The sequence below is a fragment of the Ectopseudomonas toyotomiensis genome (assembly GCF_017167985.1).
Lineage (GTDB): Bacteria > Pseudomonadota > Gammaproteobacteria > Pseudomonadales > Pseudomonadaceae > Aquipseudomonas > Aquipseudomonas toyotomiensis.
Window position 1 is genome coordinate 234,502 of record NZ_CP070505.1, and the last position, 25,023, is coordinate 259,524.

Sequence of the window (25,023 nt, forward strand, 5' to 3'; positions counted from 1 at the left end):
TCGCGTTGTCGACTTCAAACCCGCTTCAGATAGCCTTCCGGCGCCACGCTGATCAGCAGTTTGTTGTCCATTCGTACATCCACCTGGAATTCCGGATGGCTCGTCAGGTATTCGCGTACCGCCGACTTCGGACTGTTGCCCTTGCCCCATGGCCGACCGGCCTGCAGCTCGTCCGGTGTGTCCTCCACCACGGTATCGAACACCACGCAGTAGCTGCCCGGTGATACCAGAGGCGCGTATGCCTGCAGTTCGGCCAGAACATGTGCATGGGTGTGATTGCTATCCAACGAGACCAGCACCCGCTTACCCTGCGCGGCCTGGCGCACCTGTTCCACCACTTCCGGCGCGATGCTCGAGCGCTGGATCATGTCGATACGACGGGCCATCGGATGTGCCTCGATGGCCTCTCGGTTGTGCTGGCGAATATCGATGTCGATACCCAGCACTCTCGCGTCACTGGGCCCGCCGCAAGCCGCGTTGAGCTCCAGCAGCGAGGCGAAGAGAATCAGCGATCCGCCATGGGCGATGCCGGTCTCGATGATCAGCTCCGGCTGCACGGCCCATACCAACTCCTGCATGGCCACGATGTCCTGGGGGTACTGGATGATGGGCCGGCCCAGCCAGCTGAAGTTGTAGGAATAGCGGTACTTGCCGCCTGCCTCCAGCATCCAGTCCAGAGACCGCTGTTTGAGGCCTTGATCCTGGCCGGCGGCCTCGATATTACGTTGCACTTCCGCTTGAAACTCGTCGTTTGCGCTCACTTTGTGTGCTCTCGCTCGATGATTTCGACCTTGTCGATACGCCCGCCGATCTGGGCGCCGATATAGAGGTTTTCCCACAACCGCGGCTCGTCGTAGCCGGCCCGACGCATCGCCGCGACCGTCTCGTCGATATCGTAGGCCACCCGCTGCAGGACGATGCGCGAGCCGTCGAACAGGGCAAAGGCCGCGCGCGGATCTCCGTCGCGCGGCTGACCGACCGAGCCGGGGTTGCAATAGGTCTTGTCGCCCAACGACGCCAGGACCTGGACATGGGTATGCCCTGAAAAGTAATAACGCCAGGCGCCGCTAAGCTTGTCCGCAGACACCCGGTACAGGTACTGATCGCGCGGGTCTTCCCAGCCACCATGAACGAAGCAGGCGTCGCCCTCTTCGTACTGCGAGCTCAGGCCGGCCAACAGCTCGACTTGATCAGGACGCACCACTCGAGCCTGGTGCTCCAGCAAGGATGACACCAGCCGCGAACGAGGACAGCCGGTCCCTTCCGTCAGGTAACCGTCGTGGTTACCCAGCAGTTGCACGGCGCCGCGCTGGGTCAACACGTCGATGCACTTCTCCGGCTCGGCGTAATAGCCGGTCACATCGCCCAGAGAAATCACTCGCGTGCAGCCGAGCCGATCCGCCTCGCTCAGCACCGCGCGCAGGGCCGGGAAATTGCCATGAACATCCGATATCACCGCGATCATAAGTATTCGATGTGATCCTCTATGTAACGGGTACAGCTGGCCGCGCGCCATTGCGTAAGCGCCGGGCGCCGGGCGCGACAGAAATAATCGATGCTCATGGCCGCCTCGTTGAAGCCAAGCGCCGCGCGCAAGGAAACCGATGCCGACAGGCGCGGATTGATTTCCAGCAACCAGGCCCGGCCATTGGCCTTGCGAAACTGATAGTTGGTCGGCCCTATAGGCCGGAAATGAGCGGTCAATGCCTCGCAAGCGCTCTCGATCAGGGCGTCGCTTGCGACGCTGCGCGCTCTCCAGGTAGCACCGCCGGGCCCCAGTGTGCGCTGCAAGATCGCCGGCCGACTGGACGTACCGTCGCCATAACCGAACAGGCCCACGGTGTATTCCTGATCGGCACTGCCGACCAGTCGCTGCAGCATGAAGTTGTCTCCCAGCTTTCGAAACTGGTACCGCAGATCGTCCTCATCCGCTACCAAGGCCTGGCCACGGCCACCGGAACCACGACGCGGCTTGCACAGCAGCGGCGCCGGACCGAGCTGCGCGATGGCCTGCGTCCAGTCGCCGCAAAGGCTGGTGGCAATTGCCGGTAGCCCCGCTTCGAGCAGCGCCTGGTGCAGGCTCCATTTGTCCCGTGCCAGGTCGATCAGGCGGCTGTCATTGAGCGCGACCGCCACTCCGGCGGAGGCGAACAGCTGGCGGCGCGCATCGAAATGAAAGACGTCCTGCTCGATGGCAGGCAGAACCAGGTCGATCGCCTCGCGCTCGATGAGCTCGAGCAGGAAGCTGTCGTAGGCCGGATCTGCCTCTGCCACAGGTGGTTTGACGTAAAAACCGTCGCAGGCAAGACGACCGAAGGCCTGTGGGTCTCGATCGAGGCCGATGATGCTCACCTCTGGCAACAGGCGCAGCGACTTGACCACGCCCTGGCCGATGATCGCGCCTACACCGGTCACCAACACGCGCACACCAGCAGCCTCAGGTGACATCGAACACCTCGAAGCGCGCGGCATGTCCACCATCGCGGATAGCGCGCAGGCCATCGAACATCGGTATGAAGGTCAGGCCCAGCGTCGCCAGCTCTGGTGACGCGGGCGGGAAATATGCCGGCCAGAACGCTGTCTTCTCATGGGCGATCTGCACCTCCCCGCCCTGCCCGAAAACCTCGTAGGCATGTCGAGCAAGACTCAGGTAGCTCTCGCTGTGCGGGTGGCAAACATGCAACACGCCCTCTGCGCCAACATCGCTGGCCAGGACCATGGCGGTGACGGCATCGCGCACGTGCACGAAATTGCGCGGCGCATCCCCCGGCGGCAAGCGCAGCACGCGGCCGCTGCGCGCGTAACTGACGATGCGCCCGAACCAACGCTGATGGCGTATGCAATCGCCGCGCTCGTCGTAGAGCTGGGCGAAACGCAGACTGACGAAGGTTTGCCCGCTTTGCGCCAGCCCCCAGGCCAGAACACCCTCGGCTCGCGCCTTGGACGCACCGTAGCTACTGGCGAAGGCCGCAGCCTCGCGTCGCGCGGACGATACGCTTCCGGCGTACACCACTTGCCGACACCCCGCAGCACGCGCGAGCGCCACAACCTGATGAGCGCCGAGCACATTGACCCGGTCGTTGAGCCAGGCCCCCTGGGCTGAGTCGTCGCCAAACGCCGCGGCACAGTGAAACAACACATCCGCCTCGACACCGGGAAACTCCGTACGCAAGCTATCGCAGCCCAGATCCAGTGGCACCTCGCAGTCGCCGGAGCGCCCAGCGCCGATCACCTGCCAGCCCCGCGCACGCAAGTGCTCGCTCAGCCGACTGCCGACCATCGAGCCTGGACCCACCACCAGCGCACGTTGCATCAGGCCACCTGCACTTCCATCAACAGCCCCACGCAGAGGTCGGGGAAATCCACCCCTACCTCGCACATGGCCTGCAGGTTTTCCTCGAATTCGGGCATGGTCTGCATGTAGCCGAGTGGCAAGGGCTTGAGGTAGATGCCTTCCTCCCAGGTAATCCGATATCCCTCCGCTTGCAGCAGTGCCTTGAGCGTGTCGCGGCAGAACTGACGCTGATGGCCCAGGGCATGATCGTTGGCATTGAGCTCGTAGATGTCGGCGATCTTGCCCATCGCCAGTCCCAGGCGCCGGTTGAGCGACTTGGCATTGGGCACCGCAACGTAGAGGCTGCCGCCCGGGCGCAGGTTGGCGCGGAAACGGCGCAGAATCAGGCCTGGATCGTCCACATGCTCAAGGATGAAGCCCATCATCACTACATCGAACTGCTCACTGCTGGCGAAGTGTTCGAAGTAACCCTCCACCAGTTCGATGTTCAACCCCGGGTGGTTTTCCCGGAACAGGTCGATCACCACGGAGGAGCCCTCGAGCACTACGTGGCGCTGGAAATGCCGATTGAACAAAGCCGTGGTGTAACCGTGGCCCAACCCCAGCTCCAGCAGCGAGAGCGGAGCCTTGCCTTCGAGACGGCGCAGGATGCGCGGCGGGTACCAATTGAGAATCAGCTCGTTCTCCAGAGAGGTCACCGCTCCCGGTTTGTATTGCGAGGTCACGTCATTCAGCTTGTTCATGCCTGATCTCTTGCAGCCAGCGCCTGGCGCCAGTGGGTCACACCCGACTCGATGAAGGTTTTGCCGTCCCGCCCGCAATTGGCTACCAGGTCGAGCACGGTGACATAAGGGGTGAAGGGCGGAAACTTCTGCGGATATTCGCGCTTGCGGTAGTCCATGTAGCAGACCTCGATACCCGCGCACTCGAAGGCATCGTGGTCCAGATAGTTCAGGGCACCCATTCCCGTAACGTAGCGATCACCGCCCAGGTGCGCCACCAACCCCTGGATCAACGCGCTCTTGCGTCCCTCCACCGCCAGTTGCGAAGAACGGTGCAGACGCTTGCCCTCTAGCAGGCCGAAATACTGCGCTACCGTTTGCATGCCCTCGATGAGCAGCTCACAGAAGCCCAGATCACGACGCAACAGCACCGTCTCGGCCAGCCCCAGGGCGTCATGCATATGGGGCGTTCCGGCCAGCGCTAGGGCGAGGGTACGCAGATGCTTGTCGCGCCATCCCGAATCGTCGGCGCACTGCAGATCGCAAATGCGCGCCTCACGCCCGTGCTGGCGCAGCGGCACCGTAAGCCAGGCACTGCCATCGGGCGTCTTGTACTGCACTCGGTTGATGAAGCCGCGAGCGAACTGGACATCGTCAAAGAACACGAAATCGTCTGCCAGTCGCCACTGCTCGAACATCCCTACCCAGGGGAAATACATTGGCTGGGAAATAACCACCGTGCTCATCGCCACGCCTCGGCGTGCAACGTCTCGACCACGCTGCAGATGCGCTCGATGTCCGCCTCGGTCATGTCGTGAAAGCTCGGCAGGTTGATGGCTCGCTCGGGAATGCTTGCCGAATGACCGCCAGCGGCAGGTATGCGCCCCTGAAACATCGGCAGAGCCGACAGGGGATAGAAGAAGACGCGGGCGTCGATGTTGTTCTCAGCGAAACGCGCCAACAGGCGCTCGCGAGTGATGCCCAGCTCGGAGTCAAAGACCACCGTAGGCATCCAGGCGCCGATTCGGGTGCCCTCGGGCTCGGGGTTAAGGCTCAAGCCGGGCAGACCACCGAGACGCCGACGATAGTTCGCCATAATGGCGCGCTTACGCTCGATCAGCTCGTCGATACGCTCGGTCTGGGCGCAGCCGATCGCGGCCTGCAGATTGGAGATCTTGTACTTGAACCCCAGCAGATCGGGCCAGAACTGGCGTGTCTGGCCTTTGAGCCGACCATGATTGGACAGCCCCAGCACCCGTTCGAAGAGGTCTGCGTCGTTGGTGACGAACATGCCGCCTTCCCCAGTGGTCATGGTCTTGGTGCCGTGGAAGGAGAATACGCCAAAGCGCCCCATGCTGCCGGCGCGCTGCTCCTGCCACTCGGAGCCGATGGCCTCGGCAGCGTCCTCGATGACCGCAATACCATGTCGAGCACCGATGGCCAGCAACTCGTCCATCGCGCAGAGGTTGCCATACAGGTGAACGGCTATGATCGCCCGGGTACGCGGCGTTATGGCCTGCTCCACCTTCGCCGGGTCCAGGCACCAGGTGTCCTCGCAGATGTCGACGAACACTGGCGTCGCTCCCAGATGCACGGCCGGCGCCACCGAGGCGATCCAGTTGCTGTCGGCAAGGATCACCTCATCGCCCGGCCCGATTCCGAGTGCGGCCAAGCCCATGTGCAAGGCGCCGGTGCAACTGGAGGTGGCGATGGCGTGCCTGACCCCCAGGTGACGGCCGAAGGCTGCCTCGAAGCGTCCGATGTATTCGTAGCAGCGTGGCCCCCAGCCGTGCCGGGCCGCATCAGTGACGTACTGCACCTCCAGCTCGGATATCGAAGGCTGGGTGTACTGGATGCGCGGCTTCATCTCACCTCCAGGCACGGGATGGCGGTGACGAAGCGGCCGCCCCACTGGCGAATGCGCTCGTTCTGCGCCATCACCTCGTCGGCAATGTTCCATGGCAGGATCAGCAGCAGATCAGGGCGCACTTCATCCAGTTGTTGCGGCGAGAGGATGGGCACATGACTGCCCGGTAGATACTTGCCTTGCTTGGAGGGTGCCGCGTCGAACACCCAGGGCAGCAGGTCAGGCTTGATACCGGCATAGTTGAGGATGGTATTGCCCTTGGCGGCAGCACCATAGGCAGCCACCCGACGCCCGGCCCGCTTCTGCTCGAGCAGGAAGGTCAGCAGATCGTTCTTCAACCGGTCGGCGCGCGCCTGAAAACCTCGATAGGTGGCAGGATCGCGCAATCCGGCCTGCGCCTCGGTACTCAGCAGCGCATCGACTGAAGCCGAGCGTGGCCGTGAGTCGTCCTGATGCGAAGCGTGAACGCGCAGGCTGCCGCCGTGTGTAGCCAACTGCTCGACGTCATGGATACGCAGCCCGGCAGCCTCCAGGACGCGCTCCACGCTATACAGAGACAGGTAGGAAAAATGCTCGTGGTAGACGGTGTCGAATTGCACCTGTTCGATCAGGCGCAACAGGTGCGGGAATTCCAGGGTGAGGGTTCCACCGGGCTTGAGCACCGCCTGCAACCCTCGGGAAAAGTCGTTGATATCCGGCACGTGGGCAAAGACGTTATTGCCCAACAGCAGATCGGCCTGCCTGCCCTCCTCGGCCAGCCGCTTGCCGAGCGCCTCGCCAAAGAACTCGCGCAATACGGGAATCCCCAAACGCTCCGCGGCATCGGCGGTACTGGCGGTTGGCTCGATGCCCAGGCATGGCACGCCGGCCTCAACGAAATTACGCAGCAGGTAGCCGTCGTTCGAGGCCACCTCGATCACCAGACTGCCGGCTCCCAAGCGCAGCGTCTCGCGCATGCGCTCGGCGTAGGCACGAGCGTGAGCCAACCAACTGCTGGAGGTAGAGGAAAAATAGGCGTAATCGGCATCGAACAATTCACCGGAGTCGGCGTAGTCCTCGGTCTGCACCAACCAGCACTGCTCGCAAACCCAGAGCCGCAGCGGGTAATAGCGCTCGGGCCGACTCAGGTCCGCTTGCGTCAGATAGGCATTCGACGGCGGCGCGTGACCGAGATCGAGGAAAGATTGCCGCAACGGAGCTGCGCAGTGACGACAGTTCATGGTGCCAGTCCAATGAAGTCCGGGGTGAGCAAGGGATGTTTTCGGTCGCGTGCCGACAGGTCGCGCACTGGCAACGGCCATTCGATGGCCAGTGCAGGGTCGTCATGACAGATCCCGCCCTCGGCATCGGGGCAATAGAACTCAGTGTGCAGGTAGAGCATCTCGCTGTCCTCCTCCAGCACCTGGAAGCCATGGGCGCAGCCCTCAGGGATCACCAGCAAACGCCGATTCTCCGCGCTCAGGGTCTCGGCATGCCAGCACAGGAAACTCGACGAACCGCGACGCAAATCCACCACCACGTCCCAGATTCGACCGCGGATGCAGCGCACCAGCTTCATCTCCGATCGGGGGAAGTGCTGGAAGTGCAGGCCACGCACTGCACCTACCTGGCGGGTCAGCGACTGATTGATCTGGACGATACGACGCCCACCCAGCAACAGCGCCAGCTCATCGGCGCAGAACAGGCGCGTGAACGCACCCCGTTCGTCACGATGAGTATCGCAGTCGACGCGCATCAGGCCGTCGATAGAAGTGGTGCTCACCGTCAGGCCCATACGCAGCCGACCTGTCGCGCCGCGTTGATGAAATGCAGCAACTGCTCACGGGTACAGACTTCACCTCGCTCATGACTACGGCGATACCAATCGGCGGTCATCTGTAGCGCGGTGTGCAGCGACCAGACCGGAGCCCAGTGCAGGCTGGAACGGGCCTTGGCACTGTCCAGGTAGAGTAAACGCGCCTCGTGCAGACCGTCGACGCCAGCAGCCTGCCAGTTCAATGCAGGCCAGTGCTCGCGCAGGGCCTGGAGAATTTCCGCCACGCTGCGGTTGGCCTCGGGTGCCGGGCCGAAGTTCCAGGCTTCGGCACAGCTACGATCCCCCTCAAGCAGTCGCTGGCCCAACAGCAGATAGCCGGACAGACATTCCAGCACGTGCTGCCAGGGACGCGTGGAGGACGGCGAACGGATCTGCAGCGTCTGCCCGGTTTGTACTGCGCGGACCAGGTCGGGAATCAGGCGATCCTCCGCCCAGTCGCCGCCCCCGATCACATTGCCGGCACGGGCGGTCGCCAGCAACGGGCCGGACTGCTGCCAGAAGGATTTACGGTAACTGTCGCACACCAGCTCGGTAGCGGCCTTGGAGGCGCTGTAGGGATCGTGGCCGGCCAGCTCATCGCACTCGCGATACCCCCATGGCCATTCGCGGTTGGCGTACACCTTGTCAGTTGTAACCACCACCACCGCTGCAACGCCTGGCGTTACGCGGCATGCTTCGAGCAGGTTGGCGGTACCCAGGACATTGCTCGACCAGGCATCCAATGGCTGTCGGTACGAGGGACGCACCAAGGACTGGGCGGCCAGATGGAAAACGATCTCCGGCTGATGCTCGGCTAGCAGGTGCTGCAGAGCACAGGTGTCGCGAATATCGCCACGCCGATCCGTGACGGGCAGACGCAGCGCTGCCCAATGATCAGCATTGCCGTCCTGTTCGCAGGGCAGCGAAAAACCCACCACCTCGGCACCCAACTCAACCAGCCAGGCGGCGAGCCAGCTGCCCTTGAAGCCGGTGTGTCCGGTAAGTAGCACCTTGCGCCCCTGGTAACTCCGAGCGAACACCGTCATTGCCAGACTTTCCAGGGTGCCTTGCCACTGACCCAGAGGTCGTTGAGCTGATTCTTGTCACGCAGGGTATCCATCGCTTGCCAGAAGCCCCGGTGACGAAAGGCCATGAGGTTTTCCTCCTCAGCCAACCGCATCAGCGGCTCGCCCTCCCAACTGCTCTGATCGCCGTCGATGTAGTCGATGACCGAAGGATTTAGCACGAAGAACCCCCCGTTGATCCAGGAACCGTCACCTGCGGGCTTTTCCTGAAAGGCACCTACCCGGTCACCGTCCATATCCAGAGCACCGTAACGACCTGGCGGCTGAATGGCCGTGACCGTCGCCGGCTTGCCATGCTGCTTGTGGAAGTCGATCAGGGAGCGGATATCGATATCGGCCACACCATCGCCATAGGTGAAGCAGAACGGTTCATCACCGAGATGCTCGCGTACCCTGCGCAGCCGTCCGCCGGTCAGAGTGTCTTCGCCGGTATTGACCAGCGTAACCCGCCAGGGCTCCACATAACGCTGATGCACTTCCATGGAGTTCTTCGACATGTCGAAAGTCACGTCGGACATATGCAGGAAGTAGTTGGCGAAGTATTCCTTGATCACATAGCCCTTGTAGCCCAGGCAGATAACGAAGTCCTGAATGCCATGGTGGGAGTAGATCTTCATGATGTGCCAGAGAATCGGCTTACCACCGATTTCGATCATGGGTTTGGGCCGCAGGTGAGACTCTTCGCTGATACGCGTGCCCAGCCCGCCGGCAAGAATGACCGCCTTCATCGCTACTCCCCTGCCCCGGATATTCGACCAATCGTCAATTAGTCGGCATTTTGTTGTCCGATATACAGGTATAGCAACAAGCGGGCCACCCCTATCTAGGCAGCCCTCAGACAGAAGTAAGGGTCAGACCGGTTGTCGACCGATAGAAAAGTACTTCAGCCCGTGACGCTTCATCACATGGGGGTCGTACAGATTGCGGCCATCGAAGACCACCGCGTCGCCGAGGGTGCGACGAATTAGAGGGAAATCCGGTGCCTTGAAACTCTGCCAGTCGGTGACTACCACCAATGCATCAGCACCGACGAGCGCCTCCTCTTTGCTGCTGGCAAGCAACAGATCGTCCCGCTCGCCATAGAGGCGTCGACACTCTGGAATGGCCTCGGGATCGAATGCCTGAACCGTTGCGCCGAGACTCCAGAGATGCTCCATCAACACCCGACTCGGGGCGTCGCGCATGTCGCCGGTATTGGCCTTGAATGCCAACCCCCAGAGTGCGATTACCCGACCGCGCAAGTCACCCGCATAAAAAGCCTGCAGGCTATGGCCAAGTTTTCTCTTCTGCGCTTCGTTGACCGACTCCACCGCTGCCAGAATCGCTGGCTCGTAATCTTCGCCTTGCGCCGACGCTTTCAGCGCCCGCACATCCTTCGGAAAACAGGCTCCGCCATAGCCACACCCGGGGTAGATGAAGTCGTAACCAATGCGCGGATCGGCGCCGATACCTCGGCGCACGGCCTCGATGTCCGCACCGAACAGCTCGGACAGATTGGCCATTTCATTCATGAACGAGATCTTGGTCGCCAGGAAGCAGTTGGCCGCATACTTGGTCAGTTCGGCACTGCGCCGATCCATGACCATGATCTTTTCCCGATTGCGGTTGAAGGGTGCATACAGCTCCTGCAATACCTCGATACTGGCCGGATTGCTGGAACCGATGATGATTCTGTCCGGACGCTGGCAGTCGCTGACCGCCGCCCCCTGCTTGAGAAACTCGGGGTTCGAAACGACATCGACCTGAATATCCCCACGGCCTCGGGCCTCCAAGGTGTCGCGCATCGCCTGATGAATGGCGTCTGCCGTGCCTACCGGCGCGGTGGATTTATTGATGATCAGTTGATCCCTCTCAGCCACCAAAGCAATACCCTTGGCGACTTCATGGACAAAGGTCAGATCAGCGTGCCCATTCGCATCCGAAGGCGTGCCCACGGCAATGAAATGAATATCGGCGTGGTGCACCGCGTCCGTCAGGTTTCCCGAAAACCGCAGACGGCCTTCGCTATGGTTGGTCGCGACCAGCCCCTGAAGACCCGGCTCGTATATCGGAATCCCGCCCGCCTCCAGGACGGCCCTTTTCCCCTCGTCGGTCTCGATGCATAGAACGTTATGGCCGACATTGGCAAGAACAGCAGCCTGAACCAGCCCAACGTAACCGGCACCGAATACACAGATATTCATACGACATCCTAAATGGGATCAGGCAGAAGGCACCGTCAACTCAACTCAACTCAACTCAACGCAACTGATTGAAAAGATTCAGCCCGGCAATCTTCACGTAACTCTGCTGCGCAGCCTCGAGAATGACGGTCTGGAACGACAGGCGCGACAACGCCTCGGCGTAATCGAGTTCACGCAGCTCGGCCTGTACCGATTTGTTCACCAGCGTCACGTCCTCATTGTCGATACCGGTGGTTTCGATGAGGTTGAGACGCGCGCCGATTTCGGTCTGCACTTCCAGCACGTTACCCATGCCGTTGTCGAGATTCTTCAGGGCAATGGCCACTTCGTCGCGCACTGCCAGGTTGCCCGCCGGCGAGGTCGGCGAGGACTCCAGTGCCTGGCGCAGACGCGAGATGGTATTGAGGATGCTACGCTGCTCCTGAAACTGCGGCTTCACGCCAAATTCGTCGCCACCCGCAACGGCAGCCGGACCGGAAAGGGTGAACTCGGCGCCATAGACAGTGAAGCTAGCCGGATAAGGGCCTGCGACGGTTCCGGTCGTCAGCACAGGGCTGTTGGGGCCTACCGGCTGGGCATACACCTCGTAATTGCTGTCATCGGTAAAGCGCAGCACCACGCCCGAAGTCGGGAACTGACTATCGAACACAGCCTGGTTGACGATGTTGCCCCCTGCCACCACGGCGGCAGAGCCATTGGTGGAGGCGCGGGTCACGGCGAACTCGGTGGACGCGGACTGCAGCGTGAAACTATGGGTGCCAATACCGGGCGAACCCGCAGTCGCGGGTGGCTGGATATCGGCCAGCAGATTGTCCAAATCCTGGGCGTTGTCGCCCTCTTTCAGCACCACGTCGAGCTGAAAACGCATGCCACGGAAGTTGATGACGTTGCCGCCATTGACCAGCGGATCGACCTTGCCGCCCCCAGGAATCTCGGAGGTGACATCGGCACCACTGGCATCGTAGATACGAAACTCGGTACCACTGACGAACGCCAGCGAGTAGGGTTCGCCGCCGCGGAAGTCGGAGTTGAATGCGCGGTCGTCTTCGACCAGACCAGGTGAAATGAATACCCGCTGCTCATCGCTGGGCACCGCCGGAATGGTGGTCGCAGGCAAGGGTGGCGACGGCAGTGCCGGATTATTGACACCGTTACCGTTGGCCACACGATTGGCGTTGGTGACATCCTCGAACAGGCGCTTGCCGTTATCGTTGATAGCCACGTTGGTCGAGCTGGCCACCTGCAGCGTCCGCTGCCCTTCGTCCCCGAAGTACGAGTAAGTGCCATCCGGATTACGCACGAACGGCTCGTTCTTGCCCAAGAAGCCGGAGAACAGGTACTCACCACGGGCGTTGCGGCTGTTCATCAGGTTGAGCAACTCGGCCTCACGCTCGGAGAGTTCCTTGGCGATGGAATTTCGGTCCTCCGCCGACAGCGAACCACCACCGGCCCGCACCGCCAGCTCACGCACACGCTGCAGCACGGTATTGACCGAGTTCAGCGTGGTCTCTTCCTGGGTCAGGCTGTTGTTCGCAGCTGTCAGGTTGTCGCTGTATTGCTTGAGCACCGCCTGTTGCTGCTCGAGCTGCAGCAGGCGCACCGAGGCCACCGGATCATCCGCTGGGGTCAGGATTCGGTTGCCGCTGCTGATCTGCTCCTGGGTGCGAATCAGGTTCGAATAGTTGCGCCCTAGGCCGGAAACGCCGTTATTGAACGCCTGAATGGATGAGATGCGCATGACCATGGGGCTTGCCTCTTGCAACGCCTGTCATCTGTACAGGCCGCGCCTTCCCGAACTCGGGCAAGCGACTATCAGAATGTATTGATCAGAGTATCGAACAGGTTACGCGCAACTTGAATGATCTGCGCGGATGCCTGGTAGTACTGCTCGAACTGGATCAGTTTGGCCGCTTCTTCATCGAGATTGACCCCGGAAATCGAGTCGCGGTTATCGGTGGCCTGCTTGAGAATCGCGCCGGTCGCCTCACCGTCTACACGCGCCTGGCTGGTGAGCGTACCGACCCGCTCCACCAGGTCGCCATATGAGTCGGAAAAGCTCGAACCCGTGGTACCGGGCGCCGCAGGATTGACCCCGATAACGGCTTTGTTCTGCAAGTTGACCAGATTCAGCGCATTACGGTTATCCGATACGCCGTTGGTATTGAACGACACCGAGAAGTTGTCGCCGTCAGAGGGTCGACCGCTGATGGTCACCTGATAGTCGAAAGCCGCGGGAACCGCAGGTGGATTGGCCGGCACGCTGATCGTCAGCGCGTTATCCTGGCCCGGAACGATGTTGCCGGTGTCGATCACGTTGCCATTGATATCGACGACATCATAGCTCTGCGTCGCCCCGCCGCCGGCGCCCATGACGATACGCAGCGGCGGCGCATTGCGCAGGCTGGTTTCCAGATCGGCCTGTGCGACCGGGTCATAGATGTCGATCTCGGTAAGCAGGGCCGGTTGAGTGATCTTGCCGGTGCCGATATTGGCCGGACTGGTTTCCGCTTTCAGCGGCGCGGCGAAGGCCAGCTCTTCGGCATTCTTCATGTCCGCGCGGATATCACGGCCGGCGTTACGCGTCGGCATCACCTGAAAACGATCGCCTGCAGCGAAGGTGCCACTGGCCACTCCAAGAGAGAAACCATCTACTTCAGGCGCCGGCACCGTGGTGATATCGAAGGTCGCCGGCGAAGCAGGGAACTGCGTGCCATCGGAGAGACGCCGAATCGTGTACTCGGTCGCGCTGGTGAACTGGACTTCGTAATCGCTGGTGGTCAGCTGCGTGGTGTCGGTGATCGTGACATTGAGGTTGGCGTTCGGGTCGCTGTTGCCGACGCGCGCCAGGCTGCGCTGGCTGAGCAACTGTGGGTCATTGATCGAGCGGAACAGGTTGTTGCCGAACTGACCATTGAGGTCCAGGCCCTGGCCCAGCTGCCGGTTGATCTGGTCGGTGATCGACAGGGCCAGACGGCCCACGGCATTCAGCGAGGTGTCGAGCACGTCTTCGCGATAGCGCAGCAGGCCGCCCATCTCGCCACCGGTGATCAGCGAGGTGACGTTCTGCCGGGAGTTGCCGCTGATGAACTGGATTTCGCTACGCAGCGGGTCGGACTGCCCCGGTACTACTTCGAGACGCGCCGCATCCTTGCCAACCACCAAGGGCTGGCCAGAGCCGATGAACAGGTTGTAGGTGTTGTCGTCCTGAGGAACGACCGTCACACCGACGAACTCGGAAAGTTTGCGTACGGCCTCCTCACGGGCGTCAAGCAGGTCGTTCGGCGCCTGTCCGTTGGAGGCTGCGATGGCAATTGCGTCGTTGTAGCCGGCAATCGAGGTCGCCAGCTGGTTGACCTGATCGGTCACCGCTGACAGCTGTTTGTTGATGAAGGCGTTCTGCTCATACAGGCGGTCATAGACCGTATTGAAACGCTTGGCCAGCCCCTCTGCCTCCGACAGCGCCAACTGCCGTGCAGGTACGTTGGCTGGGTCTTCGGCTGCAGTTTGCAGAGCCGAGAACAATTTCTGCAGGGCGGGGGTGACACCGGTGGTACTACCCGCGAGCAGGGAATCAAGCTGGTTGATCTGACTCAGGTAGGCCTTGGTATCACTGTTGAGCGCCGTACTACTGCGTACCTGGGTAGTGAGGAACTCATTGTAGATGCGACGAACATCAGTCAGGGTCGTACCCGAACCGATATAGCCGGCGCCACTGAACTGCGGCGTGCGCGTGGCCTGGATCGTGTCCTGCCGCGAGAAACCAGGCGTATTGACGTTGACGATGTTATGGCCGGTGACAGCCAGCGAAGTCTTGTTCGCCGCCAGGCCCGAAAGGCCTATGTTCAATAGGTCAGCCATGATTCAACCTCAAGTCCTTGTGGTGGCGCTATCGGCAGCGGCGATTGTTTGATAGGTCTGCATCTTGCGAGCGATCTGCGAGATCTTGCGGGCATAGTTCGGATCGGTGGCGTAGCCAGCCTGCTGCAGCTCCTTGACGAAACGCTCCGGATTCTCGGTGACGTTCAGCGCCTTCTCGTAGCGACCGTTGTTCTGCAGGAAACTGACGTAATCGTCGAAGCTCTGTGCGTAGGAGTCATAGGCACGGAAGCTGGCCGCCTCCTTGACCGCCTTGCCACCCTTGTATTCGGTGGTCAGCACGCGGGCCGATTCGCCCTCCCAGCTGCCATGGGACTTGATGCCGAACAGGTTGTGGCTGCTCTCGCCATCGCGGGTGCGGATGATCGACTTGCCCCAACCGGTTTCCAGCGCGGCCTGGGCCACCAGGTAACGCGGGTCGACACCGATCTTCTCGGCAGCGGCTTCCGCCATCGGCAGCATGGTTGCGACGAATTCCTGCGGTGAGCTGAATGCAGCTTTGCCCGGTGCCAGCGGCGGTTGAGCAATACGACGGCCTGTCAATGCATCGCTGTTGCCAAGGCTCAGGCCGCGATCCTTGGGCGCGGCGCTGGCCTGCGCCGGAATCCAGTCACTGCCGGCCAGGGTCCTGCCCTCGCCCTCTGCAGCCGATGGCACGATACCGGCCAACAGGCGGTCCGCCAGTTTGCCCGGCACGGAGAGGCGCCGGCGATTTAGCAGCGCTACGTCATCACGGAAGCCTTCGCTAGTGGCGACCTTGTCAGCCTTCGACTCGCTCACTGCTGCGATCGGTTGCTCGATCTGCGCGAAGGGGTTTGGGCGGCTCGACGGCTGCTTGATCTTCGACATCTGCCGCACCAGCACATCAGCCAGACCGATACCGCGCCCTTCCTTGGAGAGCGTCACCGCCAGCTGCTGGTCGTGCATGTCCTGATAGGTCTTGCTCTCGTTGCTGTTCATGAAATTGCCCTCGCCGAACGCGGCGTTGGCCGAACGCATGGCCTTGAGCATTTCATTCATGAACAGCGATTCGAACTCCTGTGCCACCTTGCGGATGTTCTGCTCGGTGTCACCGCCCACCTTGAACTGGTTGAGGCGGTTCAGGTCGGTGAAGGCGCCACTGTCGATCGGGCTTTTACCGCCTGCCAGCAGACCGGCTGAGAGTCGAGAATCCATATCGGCAATCCTCCTCAGATCACGATAAGGTCGGCCTGAAGAGCGCCGGCTTGCTTGAGCGCCTCCAGGATGGCCATCAGGTCGGAGGGCGCTGCACCCACCTGGTTAACCGCGCGGACGATCTCGTCCAGACTGGTACCAGGGCCGAACTTGAACATCGGTTTGGCCTCTTCCTCGGCGCCCACGCGCGAGCGCGGGACCACCGCGGTCTGTCCGCCGGAAAATGCCTCGGGCTGACTGACGATGGGGTCTTCGGTGATGGTCACGGTCAGGCTGCCGTGAGTCACTGCAGCCGGCTGTACCTTAACGTCCTGGCCAATGACGATGGTGCCGGTACGCGAGTTGATGATGACCTTGGCCACCGCTTTACCCGCCTCGACCTGCAGGTTCTCGAGGATCGACAGATAGTCGACGCGCTGATTCGGGTCGAGCGGTGCGCTGACACGAATCGAGCCGCCATCGATGGCCTGGGCCACGCCAGGGCCAAGCAGATCGTTGATCTGATCGACGATATTCTTCGCCGTGGTGAAGTCAGGACGGTTGAGGTTCAAAGTCAGGTAATTGCCCTGATCGAAACCACTCGGCACCGGACGCTCGACGGTAGCCCCCCCGGGGATGCGCCCGGCGGACGGCACGTTGACGGTGATGCGCGAACCGTCGGCACCACTGGCATCGAAACCACCGACCACCAGGTTGCCCTGGGCGATGGCGTAGACGTTACCGTCGATGCCCTTGAGCGGCGTCATCAACAGACTGCCACCGCGCAGGCTCTTGGCGTTGCCGATGGAGGAGATGGTGATGTCGATGGTCTGTCCCGGCTTGGCGAACGCCGGCAGATCAGCATGCACCGATACGGCCGCGACGTTCTTCAGCTGTACGTTGCCGCCTGGCGGCACCTTGATGCCGAACTGCGCCAGCATGTTGTTGAAGGTCTGCACGGTAAAGGGGGTTTGCGTGGTCTGGTCGCCGCTGCCATTGAGGCCAACAACCAGGCCGTAACCGATCAACTGGTTGCTGCGCACACCCTGGATCGATGCCAGGTCCTTCAAGCGCTCGGCCTGAGTCGGCAAGCTCAGCAACAGGCACGCCAGCATGGTTGCCAGCAATAGCCAGTCGTTGGCACCACGTCGGCGATAGCCGCGATGAGCGACGGCAAACTGTCGACGGCACGCCCCGGCCTGTGCCGACTCACTGCCATGAACTCGCGCACCTCGCTTGGTAGCCGTGCTCACAGCGAAGGCCTTGCGCGCCGAACCGCTGGTCGTCACTCGCGCGTACCAGTTGGACAGGTGCTCGAGTAACAGGGACGGCGAATGAGTCAGCCGGGTTTTCATCTACAGTTCCCCGCGATCAGAACGGCCACAGCGGGCTCATGAAGAAACGACTCATCCAGCCGGGCTGACTGGCGTCGGCGAAGGCGCCAGTCCCGGAATAGGTGATGCGCGCATCGGCAACCCGCGTGGAAGACACGGTGTTGTCAGTGGAAATGTCGTCGGCACGCACCAGCCCGGAGATACGCATCAGCTCATCGCCGGTATTGAGCGTCATCCACTTCTCGCCACGCACGACCAGAATGCCGTTGGGCAGCACTTCAGCGACGGTCACGGTGACCGAGCCAGACAAGCTATTGCTCTGCCCTGCCTGACCAGAGCCTGTGGCGTCACGCTGGGAATTCCAGCTCGAATCCAGGCTCAGATTGTTGTTGGTCATACCCAGGGCGCTGAGGCTGCGCAGCGGGTTATCCGGGGCGACGGCCATGCCGAACAGGTTGGGCACGCCGAGGCTTCCGCTGCTGTCTTTCTGCAGATTGCTGTTGGCGTTCTTGCTGGCCTGGGTGCGCTCATTCAAGGTGATGGTGATGATGTCGCCCACGCGGAAAGCCTTGCGGTCGTCATACAGGCCATTTTCGAAGCCAGCCTGGTAGATCGAACCATTGTTCTGTGCAGCCGGCAGCGGCGTACGTGGCAACACTGGCGCGTAATAGGGATCGTCCGGCTTGGCTGTCGGTGCCATGCAGCCGCTGGAGAGCAGCACGCCAGCCAACAGAGGGAAACAGAGAATTTGCCGGTTCATAACCACTACCTCGCGGCGTTCAAAACAGTGTCAAAAATCAGAGGTTCTGCGTCACGAACGACAGCATCTGATCAGCGGTGGAAATCACCTTGGAGTTCATCTCGTAAGCGCGCTGGGTGGTGATCATGTTCACCAACTCTTCCACCACGCTGACGTTGGAGTTTTCCAGGGTGTTCTGCAGCGTGGTGCCAAGGCCATTGAGGCCCGGGTTTCCCACCTGCGGCGCGCCACTGGAACCGGTCTCCAGGAACAGGTTGTTACCGATGGCTTCCAGGCCAGCAGGGTTGACGAAGTCGGCCAGCTGGATATTGCCGATGATCTGCGGCTGCGGATTGCCGGTGGTGGTCACCGAGACAGTGCCATCCTCACCGACGGTGAAGGTGCGCACTTCGTTCGGCAGGACGATCGCCGGCTCAAGTGCAAAGCCTTGGGAGGTGACGATCTGCCCATCGGAATTCAGGTGAAAGCTACCATCACGGGTATAGGAAACGGTGCCATCGGGCTGCAGGATCTGGAAGAAACCACGGCCATTGACTGCCATGTCCAGCGGCTGCTCGGTCGTTTGCAGGCTGCCGGCGGTGAAGATCTTCTGCGTACCCACCACGCGCACACCGGTGCCGAGCTGCAAACCTGAGGGCAACTCGCTGTCCTGGCTGGACTGGCCACCTGGCTGACGACGGATCTGATAGAGCAGATCCTCGAACTCGGCGCGATCACGCTTGAAGCCGGTGGTCGCCACGTTGGCCAGGTTGTTGGAAATGGTGGTCAGGTTCATGTCCTGAGCGGACAAACCGGTCTTGCTGACCCACAGTGCCGGAAGCATATCGATTCTCCTCGGGCGCCGGTTTTACGGCGCCGCGTGCTGGTAATTAGCTAATTTGCAAAACCCGCGCCATGGCCGACGAGTTGTCCTCGGCGGTGCGCATCATCTTCACCGACAGCTCGAACTGACGGGACAGGGAGAGGATGGCGGTCATCTCTTCAACGGCGTTGACGTTGCTCGCCTCGAGGAAACCCGACGTCACCTGAACGGTCGCATCGGCCTCTATCTCGGGCTGGCCCTTGACGCGGATCAGGCCATCGGTGCCCTTCTCCATGCTTTTCGGATCAGGGTTGACCAGCTTGATACGGTCGACTTCAGCCAATACGTTGGGATCTTCACCAAGCGCACGAATACTGATGGTGCCGTCCTGGCCAATCTCCACCTTCTGCTCCGGCGGCACGGCAATCGGCCCGGCATTGCCCATGACCGGCAAACCATTGCCGGTACGCAGCACGCCCAGGGCATCGATATTCAGGCTGGCAGTACGTACGTAGGCCTCGCCACCATCGGGCGCCTGCACGGCGATCCAGCCCTTGCCGCCAATGGCAACATCAAGATCACGACCGGTTTCCTGCAACGAGCCCGGACGAAAATCCGTAGCCGGACGCTCGCTCATGGCGAATACACGTGCCGGATAGCTCTCACCGAATAGCGGCATGGAGCGCGCCTGCTCGAAATCGCGACGAAAACCCGAGGTAGAAACGTTCGCCAGGTTATTGGCGTGGGCGCGCAGAGCCAGTGTGTTGTTCTGCGCTCCGGTCATGGAGACGTACAGCATCTTGTCCATGGTAATTCTCCGAGTGGGCGACAGGCCCTTGGCTCTTTGCAATGACTACAGCAAGCGTCGTGCCAGCCTCGAAAAATAAATGCAAGATACTGATTTAAAATGACTTTACAGATAAGTCAGGATCATAAAGAAAAGCCGGCGGCGGGGTTTTGCCGGCCCTGAAACGGCAAAAGCGGCAAGCCAGGTTTGCCGCTTTGCTTCAACCCCAGCCCATCAACGCAGGTTGATGATGGTCTGAGTAATGGCGCTTTCGGTTTCGATGGTCTTGGCGTTGGCCTGGTAGTTGCGCTGCGCCACGATCAGGTTCACCAATTGATCCGACAGCTCGACGTTGGAGTCTTCCAGCGCACCCGCCTGCAGAGCACCCAGGGTACTGCTGCGCGGCGTGCCAATCACCGGCTCACCGGATTCGAACGACTGCGCCCACGCCGTCTTGCCTACCGGAGTGAGCCCCTGGACGTTGGCGAAGTTCGCCAGCAGCACCTGCCCTTGCACCTTGGACTGGCCGTTGGTGTAACGGGCGAAGATCACCCCGGTGTCATCGATCTCGACACCAGCCAGCTGGCCCGTGGTGTAGCCGTCCTGACTGACGGCGTTGACACCAAAGGATGCGGCGTACTGGCTCGAGCCGCGCATGTCGAAGGTGAACGCCTCACTGTCAGCACCGTTAGGTACCAAAGTTCCCGGATTGCCCGGATCCTCCTCGGCAGGCACCCAGTCGGTATCCGCCAGAGCGAAGATGCCATTGGGCGTACCCGCCGGAATGGCCGGCGCATCAAGGGCTGGGTTGGCCGGCGTGCTGGCCAGCGGGGTGAATGCCGGCGTCGCCAGTTGTCCGGCAGCATCGAAGTTCACCGCATAGCTGAATGGTTGAGTACTGGATGGGTCGCGCGGATTGACTCCATCGATCAGCACATGCATCACCCAGCCGTTGTTGGCCGGCGCTTCGTTCTTGACGAAGTATTGGCTCATCACGTGAGCATTGCCCTGCGAATCGTAGATATTGGTCGAAGTGGACCAGTTGAAGGACTTCGAATCGCTCGGGTCGAAGGTCGGTGCCGCCATGGTTCCCGCGTTAGCGGGCCGTACCGCATTGGAGTTCAGGTTGAGGCGCTGGGTAACACTGGTGGTCGCCCTGGGCTCCTGCTGACCTGCGTTGATGCGCAAATCAGACTGCACCGGCAGGATATTGCCGCTGTCATCAGCCGCATAACCTTGTAGGCGGTAACCGAAGTTGTTGACCATGTAACCATCACGATCCGTACCGAAGTAACCGGCGCGGGTATAGCCAATCTCACCGTTGTTGCTGGTCATAAAGAAGCCGTTGCCATTGATGGCCAGATCCAGAGCATTGTTCGTGTAGTTGACGTTGCCCTGGTTGAACAGCTGCGACACGTCTGCCAGTAGTACACCACTGCCCTGCGCATTCCTGCCGGTACCCAGAACGGAAGCGGCATAGACATCGGCGAACTCGGCTCGCGATTGCTTGAAACCCGCAGTACCGGCGTTGGCGATGTTGTTGCCGGTGACGTTGAGGTCGCTGGTCGCGGCACGCAGGCCGCTGAGACCAATATTGAACGACATGGAAGACTCCTTTGCCGGAACTGCCGGCGGCAATAGTTATTGGCCGATGACCTGCACTTGAGAAAGCGGAACACTGCCCAGGCCGGCGAGGTTGAGCATCAGCTCACTGCCGCCCAGGGTGACGCTGTCGACGTTAGCCGGCAGCAGGGTGTACAGCCCCTTGGTTTCACTACCGTAGGTGGCCTGCGCCTCGAACTTGTAGGTGCCCGGCGGCGCCACGTTGCCGTCGGAATCCTTGCCGTCCCAGATGAAGCTGACGTTGCCGGCAGCCTGTTCGCCAAGGTTGACACGGGTAACCAACGCCCCCGAATTGTCATAGACGTTGACGTACACGTTGCTGCTGCTGACCGGCAGAACAGTGCTGGCCTTGAAACTTTCACTGGTATCGACCACCGCCTTCTCGCTCGGCACGATCACTTTGCGGCCGACCAGAGAAGACGCCTGCAACGCCTGCGAAGACTGGAAGCTGGAAAGCATCGAGCCCATGCTGGTGTTGAGCTTCTCGATGCCTTCGACCTGGCTGAATTGCGCCAACTGGGCGATGAACTCACCATTGCCCTGAGGCTCCAGCGGGTTCTGGTTGTTGAGTTGGGCCACCAGCAAGTTGAGAAACTCGTTCTTGCCGAGGTCATTGCTCTTCGGTGCGTCCTGTTTGTGCTGGTACTGATCCAGTACCGAGCTCGTGCCGTTTACGGTGCTCATACCCTGATTTCCTCGTCTCGTCTTACTGACCCAGGGTCAGCACGCGCTGCAGCATTTGTTTGGCGGTGTTCATCATTTCAACGTTGGTCTGGAAGGCGCGACTGGCAGAAATCATGTCGGCCATTTCCTCGACCACGTTGACGTTCGGGTAGTAGACATAGCCGTCAGCGTTGGCCATCGGGTGATCAGGCTCATAGCGTGGCATCAGGCTGCTCTGATCCTCGATCACGCCCAGCACCTGCACACCACGCCCGGCCTCATCCTGTTCAGCGAACAGCGAGCCGCGGTCGCCGCCTTGAGCATTCTGAAATACGGTGGCGAATACTGGGTGGCGAGCGCGATAGGTCTGATCCAGGCTCGAGGAAACGGTCTCGGCGTTGGCAATGTTGCTGGAAATGGTATTCAGGCGAGTGCTCTGGGCGCTCATGCCGGTTCCGGCGATGTTGAAAACACTGGCAAGGGACATGGTCGCGCTCCTTATTCGCCGCGCAGGGCACTGGTCAGCCCTTTGAATTTGCTATTGAGAAAGGTGAAGCTAGCCTGAAACTGCACCGAGTTCTCGGCGTAGTTCGATTGCTCGATCTGCAGGTCGACGGTGTTCTGATCCAGCGACGCGTGGAACGGCGTGCGATAAGGCAGTTCAGCTTCACCGCTGCTGACGCCTTCAGCCGGAATGTGGCGGCTATCGGTGCGGTTCAGGGAAACGCCACCGCGCTGCATGCGGTTGCTTTGCTCGGCCAGGACGCTGGCGAAGTCCAGATCGCGAGCCTTGTAGTTCGGCGTATCGGCGTTGGCGATATTGTTGGCCAGCACCTCGGCGCGCTGGGCGCGAAAGCCGAGGGCCTGTTCGTGAATACCGAGTGCTCTGCCGAAGTTGATGCTCATGTTCCGAACCTTTGCCGCTTGGGCCATGTGGTCACTGTTGCGAGCTATCCAGCAAAGGCTGTGCCAATTTACTTAATCCAATTAAATCAATACTTTAATAGCACTCAGACGGAAAAATAACGGGAAAGCGGCAAGGCTTTACCGCCTACGGGCAAGCAAGCGGCAAAGCCAACCGGACGGATTGCCGCCCTGCCGAACCCTAGGGTGCGCGATGTGTTCAGCCGGGAATGGTTTTCAGAGTCCAGAAACGCAAACGGGAGGCCAAAGGCCTCCCGTTGCTGATACCAAACATGCCTTGCGCCTATTTGGCCTTGTAGATGATCCCAGGACTGCACTGCACCATCTGGTACTTGTCCGGCAGGCCATTGAGCGCTTCGGAGGCGCCGAGAAACAGATAACCGCCCGGTTTCAACGTGGCGTGGATGCGTGTGAGGATGTCCTTCTTCACTTCTGCCGAGAAGTAGATCAGCACGTTGCGGCAGAAGACGATGTCGAATTTGCCCAATGCCGCGTAGCTATCCAGCAAATTCAGTGGGCGAAACTCGACACGGCTCTTGATCGGCGCCTTGACCTGCCAACGCCCTGGTCCCTTGGGGTCGAAGTAGCGTTGCAAACGCTCCTGCGAAAGGCCTCGCCCCATGGCAAGGCTGTCGTACTCGCCAGATTTGCAATTGGTCAGCATCGACGGCGAAAGGTCGGTGGCGACGATCTGCACACCTGCCTTGAGCTGACCGAGGTTGGTGCGCTCGAACTCATCGATGGACATCGACAGCGAGTAAGGCTCCTGGCCGGACGAGCAAGCCGCCGACCAGATACGCAGGCGCTGGGCCGGGTAAGCCTTGATCAACTCCGGCAGCACGCGGTTCTTGAGTACCTCGAAGGGATAAGTGTCACGAAACCACAGGGTCTCGTTGGTGGTCATGGCATCTACGACCTGCTCGCGCAGCCCTCCGCGCGGCTGGCTTTGCATACGCTGCACCAGCTCGCCCAAGGTCTTGATGCCGTTCTGTTCCATCAGCTTGTTCAGACGGCTGGAGACCAGGTACTGCTTGTTGCTGCCAAGCAGAATACCGCAGGCCTTTTCCAGGAAAGTCCGGAACTGCTCGAAATCCAAATTACCTGAAGACACTAGTGCCGCCTCTGCAACCATAACGTTCGCCGAAGGTTACCCTTCAGCCCCCATCCGATACACGAATGCGATCGACCACACGCGCCGCCAGATCATCTGGCTTGAACTTGGCGAGGAAGTCATCAGCGCCGACCTTCTTCACCATCGCCTGGTTGAACACACCGGAAAGCGAAGTATGCAGGAGGATATGCAGCTTCTGCATGCGCGGATCGCTACGAATCTCCGTGGTCAGCGTATATCCGTCCATCTCGGGCATCTCGATGTCGGAAATCAGCATCAGCAGTTCCTTGTCGGGATTACGCCCCTCGTCCGCCATTTTCTTGAGGTAATTGAGTGCCTCGCGGCCATCGTTCAGCGCCGTCACCTCGACGCCAACAGTCTGCAGGCAGCGCGAAACCTGTTTGCGCGCCACCGAGGAGTCATCGACGATCAGCACGTGCTTGGTCACCGCCTGACTCTGCACCTGATCATCGATGACGCCAGCGGAGATCACTTCCGAGGTCGGCGCGACTTCGGCAAGAATCTTCTCGACATCGATGATCTCTACCAACTGCTGGTCGAGCCGCGTGACTGCTGTCAGGTAGTGATCGCGTCCGGTGCCCTTGGGTGGCGGATGGATCTCCTCCCAATTCATGTTGACGATACGTTCGACCGAACGCACCAGAAAACCCTGAACCTTGGTGTTGTACTCGGTGATGATCACGAAGCTGGTCTTCAGATCTTCCAGCGCGGCACGGCCGGTAGCGATGGAAAGATCGAGAATCGGAATGGTGCCCCCACGAATGTTGGCCACCCCCCGCACCACCGGACTTGATTTGGGCATGATGGTGAGATTCGGGCACTGCAGCACCTCTTTCACCTTGAATACGTTGATACCGTAAAGCTGTGGGCCTTCCAGGCGGAACAGCAACAACTCCAAGCGGTTCTGTCCCACCAGCTGAGTGCGCTGGTTAACCGAATCCATCAACCCGGCCATGCCCGGACTCCTTCTTGTCTAGTAACGCCTACCCCATTGAGCCTAGCAGGCGGCACGGGGCTTGC

At 60.7% G+C, this 25,023-nt stretch carries 25 protein-coding genes; all 25 read right to left on the minus strand.

Features of this window, described 5'->3' with window-relative positions:
- Positions 1-14: 14 nt before the first annotated feature.
- The 25 genes from JWV26_RS01085 to JWV26_RS01205 all read right to left on the minus strand — a co-directional run bounded on the left by JWV26_RS01085 (position 15) and on the right by JWV26_RS01205 (position 24,958).
- Entirely contained in the window at positions 15-761 is a 747-nt protein-coding gene (locus JWV26_RS01085) for a cephalosporin hydroxylase family protein (protein ID WP_206418185.1), read from the minus strand.
- The gene (locus JWV26_RS01090; RefSeq protein WP_093050844.1) at positions 758-1,465 is read right to left on the minus strand and encodes a metallophosphoesterase family protein; all 708 of its coding nucleotides are present in this window, start codon (positions 1,463-1,465) and stop codon (positions 758-760) included. The genes JWV26_RS01085 and JWV26_RS01090 overlap by 4 nt, the downstream gene beginning before the upstream one ends.
- Positions 1,462-2,448 (minus strand): ATP-grasp domain-containing protein, encoded by a 987-nt coding sequence (locus JWV26_RS01095; protein WP_093050841.1) that lies wholly within the window; start codon positions 2,446-2,448, stop codon positions 1,462-1,464. The genes JWV26_RS01090 and JWV26_RS01095 overlap by 4 nt, the downstream gene beginning before the upstream one ends.
- Complete coding sequence (locus tag JWV26_RS01100; protein WP_093050838.1) at positions 2,438-3,313, minus strand: NAD-dependent epimerase/dehydratase family protein; 876 nt, start codon at positions 3,311-3,313, stop codon at positions 2,438-2,440. The genes JWV26_RS01095 and JWV26_RS01100 overlap by 11 nt, the downstream gene beginning before the upstream one ends.
- The gene (locus JWV26_RS01105) at positions 3,313-4,038 is read right to left on the minus strand and encodes a class I SAM-dependent methyltransferase (protein WP_093050835.1); all 726 of its coding nucleotides are present in this window, start codon (positions 4,036-4,038) and stop codon (positions 3,313-3,315) included. The genes JWV26_RS01100 and JWV26_RS01105 overlap by 1 nt, the downstream gene beginning before the upstream one ends.
- Positions 4,035-4,763 carry a WbqC family protein gene (locus tag JWV26_RS01110; RefSeq protein ID WP_093050832.1) on the minus strand — a complete coding sequence of 243 codons (729 nt, stop codon included), beginning with the start codon at positions 4,761-4,763 and terminating at the stop codon, positions 4,035-4,037. Before JWV26_RS01110 ends, JWV26_RS01105 begins: the two co-directional genes overlap by 4 nt.
- Entirely contained in the window at positions 4,760-5,884 is a 1,125-nt protein-coding gene (locus tag JWV26_RS01115; RefSeq protein WP_093050829.1) for a DegT/DnrJ/EryC1/StrS family aminotransferase, read from the minus strand. Before JWV26_RS01115 ends, JWV26_RS01110 begins: the two co-directional genes overlap by 4 nt.
- On the minus strand, positions 5,881-7,104 hold the full coding sequence (locus JWV26_RS01120) for a class I SAM-dependent methyltransferase (RefSeq protein WP_072425702.1): 1,224 nt from the start codon (positions 7,102-7,104) through the stop codon (positions 5,881-5,883). The genes JWV26_RS01115 and JWV26_RS01120 overlap by 4 nt, the downstream gene beginning before the upstream one ends.
- On the minus strand, positions 7,101-7,658 hold the full coding sequence (locus JWV26_RS01125) for a dTDP-4-dehydrorhamnose 3,5-epimerase family protein (RefSeq protein WP_093050826.1): 558 nt from the start codon (positions 7,656-7,658) through the stop codon (positions 7,101-7,103). Before JWV26_RS01125 ends, JWV26_RS01120 begins: the two co-directional genes overlap by 4 nt.
- On the minus strand, positions 7,649-8,725 hold the full coding sequence (rfbG, locus tag JWV26_RS01130) for a CDP-glucose 4,6-dehydratase (RefSeq protein WP_093050823.1): 1,077 nt from the start codon (positions 8,723-8,725) through the stop codon (positions 7,649-7,651). The genes JWV26_RS01125 and rfbG overlap by 10 nt, the downstream gene beginning before the upstream one ends.
- The gene (gene rfbF, locus JWV26_RS01135) at positions 8,722-9,492 is read right to left on the minus strand and encodes a glucose-1-phosphate cytidylyltransferase (protein WP_072425705.1); all 771 of its coding nucleotides are present in this window, start codon (positions 9,490-9,492) and stop codon (positions 8,722-8,724) included. Before rfbF ends, rfbG begins: the two co-directional genes overlap by 4 nt.
- Before the next feature lie 123 nt (positions 9,493-9,615).
- Entirely contained in the window at positions 9,616-10,947 is a 1,332-nt protein-coding gene (locus JWV26_RS01140) for a UDP-glucose dehydrogenase family protein (RefSeq protein WP_206418186.1), read from the minus strand.
- Between the two features lie 55 nt (positions 10,948-11,002).
- The gene (locus tag JWV26_RS01145) at positions 11,003-12,691 is read right to left on the minus strand and encodes a flagellar hook-associated protein 3 (RefSeq protein ID WP_241201263.1); all 1,689 of its coding nucleotides are present in this window, start codon (positions 12,689-12,691) and stop codon (positions 11,003-11,005) included.
- 68 nt (positions 12,692-12,759) lie between these two features.
- On the minus strand, positions 12,760-14,805 hold the full coding sequence (gene flgK, locus JWV26_RS01150) for a flagellar hook-associated protein FlgK (protein WP_206418187.1): 2,046 nt from the start codon (positions 14,803-14,805) through the stop codon (positions 12,760-12,762).
- Positions 14,806-14,814: 9 nt separating this feature from the next.
- Entirely contained in the window at positions 14,815-15,999 is a 1,185-nt protein-coding gene (gene flgJ, locus JWV26_RS01155) for a flagellar assembly peptidoglycan hydrolase FlgJ (protein ID WP_093050810.1), read from the minus strand.
- 14 nt (positions 16,000-16,013) lie between these two features.
- Positions 16,014-17,093: a flagellar basal body P-ring protein FlgI gene (locus JWV26_RS01160; protein WP_031306690.1), complete on the minus strand. Its 1,080-nt coding sequence runs from the start codon at positions 17,091-17,093 to the stop codon at positions 16,014-16,016.
- A 256-nt stretch (positions 17,094-17,349) separates the two neighbouring features.
- Entirely contained in the window at positions 17,350-18,072 is a 723-nt protein-coding gene (gene flgH / locus JWV26_RS01165) for a flagellar basal body L-ring protein FlgH (protein ID WP_206418188.1), read from the minus strand.
- A 37-nt stretch (positions 18,073-18,109) separates the two neighbouring features.
- A complete protein-coding gene (flgG, locus tag JWV26_RS01170) occupies positions 18,110-18,895 on the minus strand; it encodes a flagellar basal-body rod protein FlgG (RefSeq protein ID WP_072425711.1) in 786 nt (261 codons plus the stop codon).
- Positions 18,896-18,941: 46 nt separating this feature from the next.
- Complete coding sequence (locus tag JWV26_RS01175) at positions 18,942-19,682, minus strand: flagellar basal body rod protein FlgF (RefSeq protein WP_017679140.1); 741 nt, start codon at positions 19,680-19,682, stop codon at positions 18,942-18,944.
- 213 nt (positions 19,683-19,895) lie between these two features.
- Positions 19,896-21,266 carry a flagellar hook protein FlgE gene (flgE, locus tag JWV26_RS01180; RefSeq protein WP_072425712.1) on the minus strand — a complete coding sequence of 457 codons (1,371 nt, stop codon included), beginning with the start codon at positions 21,264-21,266 and terminating at the stop codon, positions 19,896-19,898.
- Between the two features lie 36 nt (positions 21,267-21,302).
- Positions 21,303-21,968, minus strand: coding sequence for a flagellar hook assembly protein FlgD (flgD, locus tag JWV26_RS01185; RefSeq protein WP_206418189.1), 666 nt, complete (start codon positions 21,966-21,968; stop codon positions 21,303-21,305).
- A gap of 22 nt (positions 21,969-21,990) precedes the next feature.
- Positions 21,991-22,434, minus strand: coding sequence for a flagellar basal body rod protein FlgC (flgC, locus tag JWV26_RS01190; protein ID WP_017679137.1), 444 nt, complete (start codon positions 22,432-22,434; stop codon positions 21,991-21,993).
- 11 nt (positions 22,435-22,445) lie between these two features.
- A complete protein-coding gene (gene flgB, locus JWV26_RS01195) occupies positions 22,446-22,853 on the minus strand; it encodes a flagellar basal body rod protein FlgB (protein WP_079783394.1) in 408 nt (135 codons plus the stop codon).
- A gap of 301 nt (positions 22,854-23,154) precedes the next feature.
- The gene (gene cheR / locus JWV26_RS01200) at positions 23,155-23,982 is read right to left on the minus strand and encodes a protein-glutamate O-methyltransferase CheR (protein WP_059391441.1); all 828 of its coding nucleotides are present in this window, start codon (positions 23,980-23,982) and stop codon (positions 23,155-23,157) included.
- Between the two features lie 43 nt (positions 23,983-24,025).
- Complete coding sequence (locus JWV26_RS01205; RefSeq protein WP_072425716.1) at positions 24,026-24,958, minus strand: chemotaxis protein CheV; 933 nt, start codon at positions 24,956-24,958, stop codon at positions 24,026-24,028.
- Positions 24,959-25,023: the final 65 nt, after the last annotated feature.